Here is a 2,982-nt window from a genome sequence, read left to right on the forward strand (position 1 = left end):
CCGGTCTCCGCGGTCGGGGCCCGCCGGGGGGGCGCCCCCCCCCCCCCCCCCGGGGGGCGGGGGTGGCCCCGTGGGCCCGGGCCGGGGGCCGCGCGCCCCGCCCCCCGCCCCTTCCGTATTGTTGGAACACGTTCTACCGTGCCCCTCGATCCCAGGACGCTCCCAGCTTGCCGACATGGCGCACGCGAGACTCCAGGAGGGGCCGTGGACCTCGAATACACCCCTGATCAGCGGCGGTTGCGCGATGAGCTGCGCGCGTACTTCGCCGAACTGGTCCCCGATGACGCCTACGCCCGCTATGCCGACTCCGCCGGGCAGAAGCGGTTCTACCGCGAGACCATCCGCCGGCTCGGCACCGACGGCTGGCTGGGGGTGGGCTGGCCCGAGGAGTACGGCGGGCGCGGGCTCGGCCCGGTCGAGCAGTTCATCTTCTTCGACGAGGCGGCCCAGGCCGGGGTGCCGCTGCCGCTGATGGCACTCAACACGGTCGGGCCCACCATCATGCGGTTCGGCACCGAGGAGCAGAAGGCGTACTTCCTGCCCAAGGTCCTCTCCGGCGAGATCGACTTCGCGATCGGCTACAGCGAGCCCGACGCCGGTACGGACCTCGCCTCCCTCAAGACCCGCGCGGTGCGCGACGGCGACGATTACATCGTCAACGGCCAGAAGACCTGGACCACCAACGGCGACACCGCCGACTGGGTGTGGCTCGCGGTCCGCACCGACCCCGACGCCAAACCCCACAAGGGCATCAGCATCCTGCTGGTCCCGACCGACGACCCCGGCTACTCCTCCACCCTCATCAGGACCCTCGCCTCCCACGACACCACCGCCAGCTACTACGAGGACATCCGCGTCCCGGCCACCCGTCGCGTCGGCGCCGAGAACGAGGGCTGGCGCATGATCACCACCCAGCTCAACTACGAGCGGGTCACCCTCGCCGCCCACGGCACCATGGCCATCCGCGCCCTGCGCGGCGTCCGCCAGTGGGCCGCCGACACCAAGCTCCCCGACGGCCGCCGGGTGATCGACCTGGGCTGGGTGCGCGGCCGGCTGGCCCGCACCCACGCCCGGCTGGACGCCATGAAGCTGCTCAACTGGCAGATGGTCGAGGCCCTCGAGCGGGAGGCCCTCACCCCGCAGGACGCCTCCGCCGTCAAGGTCTACGGCTCCGAGGCGCGCCGCGACGCCTACGCCTGGCTGATGGAGATCGTCGGGGCCGCCGGTCCGCTCAAGGAGGGCTCGGCGAGCGAGGTCCTCCACGGCGAGCTGGAGCGCGGCTACCGCAGCAGCGTCGTCTTCACCTTCGGCGGCGGCAACAACGAGGTCCAGCGGGAGATCATCTCCTGGATCGGGCTGGGGATGCCACGGGTGCGCCGCTGAGCCGCCGCACGGCGGCGCTTCCCATGGCGCTTCCCATGAGGATCCCGGTCAGCCGCCGACGTACTCCGCGAGGTGCTCACCGGTGAGGGTGGACCGGGCGGCCACGAGGTCGGCCGGGGTGCCCTCGAAGACGACGCGGCCACCGTCGTGACCGGCGCCGGGGCCGAGGTCGACGATCCAGTCGGCGTGCGCCATGACGGCCTGGTGGTGTTCGATGACGATGACCGACTTGCCGGAGTCCACGAGCCGGTCCAGCAGCCCGAGCAGCTGCTCGACATCGGCGGGGTGCAGTCCGGTGGTCGGCTCGTCGAGGACGTAGACCCCGCCCTTGTCGGCCATGTGCACGGCCAGCTTGAGCCGCTGCCGCTCGCCACCGGACAGCGTGGTGAGCGGCTGGCCGAGGGTGAGGTAGCCGAGTCCGACGTCCGTCATCCGCTGAAGGATCTTGTGGGCCGCCGGGGTGCGGGCCTCGCCGCTGCCGAAGAACTCCTCGGCCTCGGTCACCGGCATCGCCAGTACCTCGCTGATGTCGCGGCCGCCGAGGTGGTACTCCAGCACCGGGGCGCTGAACCGCTTGCCCTCGCAGTCCTCGCAGGGGGTGGCCACGCTCTGCATGATCGCCAGGTCGGTGTAGATGACACCGGCGCCGTTGCAGGTGGGGCAGGCGCCCTCGGAGTTCGCGCTGAACAGCGCCGGCTTGACGCCGTTGGCCTTCGCGAACGCCTTGCGGATCGGGTCCAGCAGACCGGTGTACGTGGCCGGGTTGCTCCGGCGCGAGCCGCGGATCGGGGTCTGGTCCACCGAGACCACACCCTCCGGGGCCGGGATGGAGCCGTGGACGAGCGAGCTCTTGCCGGAACCGGCGACGCCGGTGATGACGCAGAGCACCCCGAGCGGGATGTCGACGTCGACATCCCGCAGGTTGTTCGCGGACGCGCCGCGGATCTCCAGCTGGCCTGCGGCCTTGCGGACCGTCTCCTTGAGCGTGGCCCGGTCGTCGAGATGGCGGCCGGTGACGCCGTCACTCGCCCGCAGCCCCTCGACGGTGCCCTCGAAGCACACGGTGCCGCCCGCCGTGCCGGCGCCGGGGCCGAGGTCCACGACATGGTCGGCGATGGCGATCGTCTCCGGCTTGTGCTCCACCACGAGCACCGTGTTGCCCTTGTCCCGCAGCCGCAGCAGCAGGTTGTTCATCCGCTGGATGTCGTGCGGGTGCAGCCCGATGGTGGGCTCGTCGAAGACGTAGGTGACATCGGTGAGCGAGGAGCCGAGGTGGCGGATCATCTTGGTGCGCTGCGCCTCGCCACCGGAGAGTGTGCCCGAGGCCCGGTCGAGTGAGAGATAGCCGAGGCCGATCTCCACGAACGAGTCCAGGGTGTGCTGGAGCTTGGCGAGCAGCGGCGCCACCGACGGCTCCTCGAGCCCGCGGACCCAGCCGGCCAGGTCGCGGATCTCCATCGCGCACGCGTCGGCGATGTTGACCTTGCCGATCTTGGAGGAGCGGGCGGGCGCGCGGCGCCGGGGGGCGGCGCACGCGGGGCCGGCGGCGGCGGTGACCGCCCGGGCCCCGACAGCCCGCGAAAGCGGGGTCCTCGCAGC

General features: G+C 72.0%; 2 protein-coding genes. One reads left to right on the forward strand and one right to left on the reverse strand.

Features of this window, described 5'->3' with window-relative positions; all coding sequences use genetic code 11:
- Positions 1-204: 204 nt before the first annotated feature.
- Positions 205-1,383, forward strand: coding sequence for an acyl-CoA dehydrogenase family protein (locus tag ACFXB5_RS16730; protein ID WP_385208041.1), 1,179 nt, complete (start codon positions 205-207; stop codon positions 1,381-1,383).
- 48 nt (positions 1,384-1,431) lie between these two features.
- Here the strand turns inward: ACFXB5_RS16730 and ACFXB5_RS16735 are convergent.
- Positions 1,432-2,982: ATP-binding cassette domain-containing protein (locus ACFXB5_RS16735; protein WP_385208043.1), on the reverse strand; the 1,551-nt coding region annotated here is incomplete at its 5' end.

Source organism: Streptomyces sp. NPDC059455, from assembly GCF_042750115.1.
Taxonomy (GTDB): Bacteria; Actinomycetota; Actinomycetes; order Streptomycetales; family Streptomycetaceae; genus Streptomyces; species Streptomyces endocoffeicus.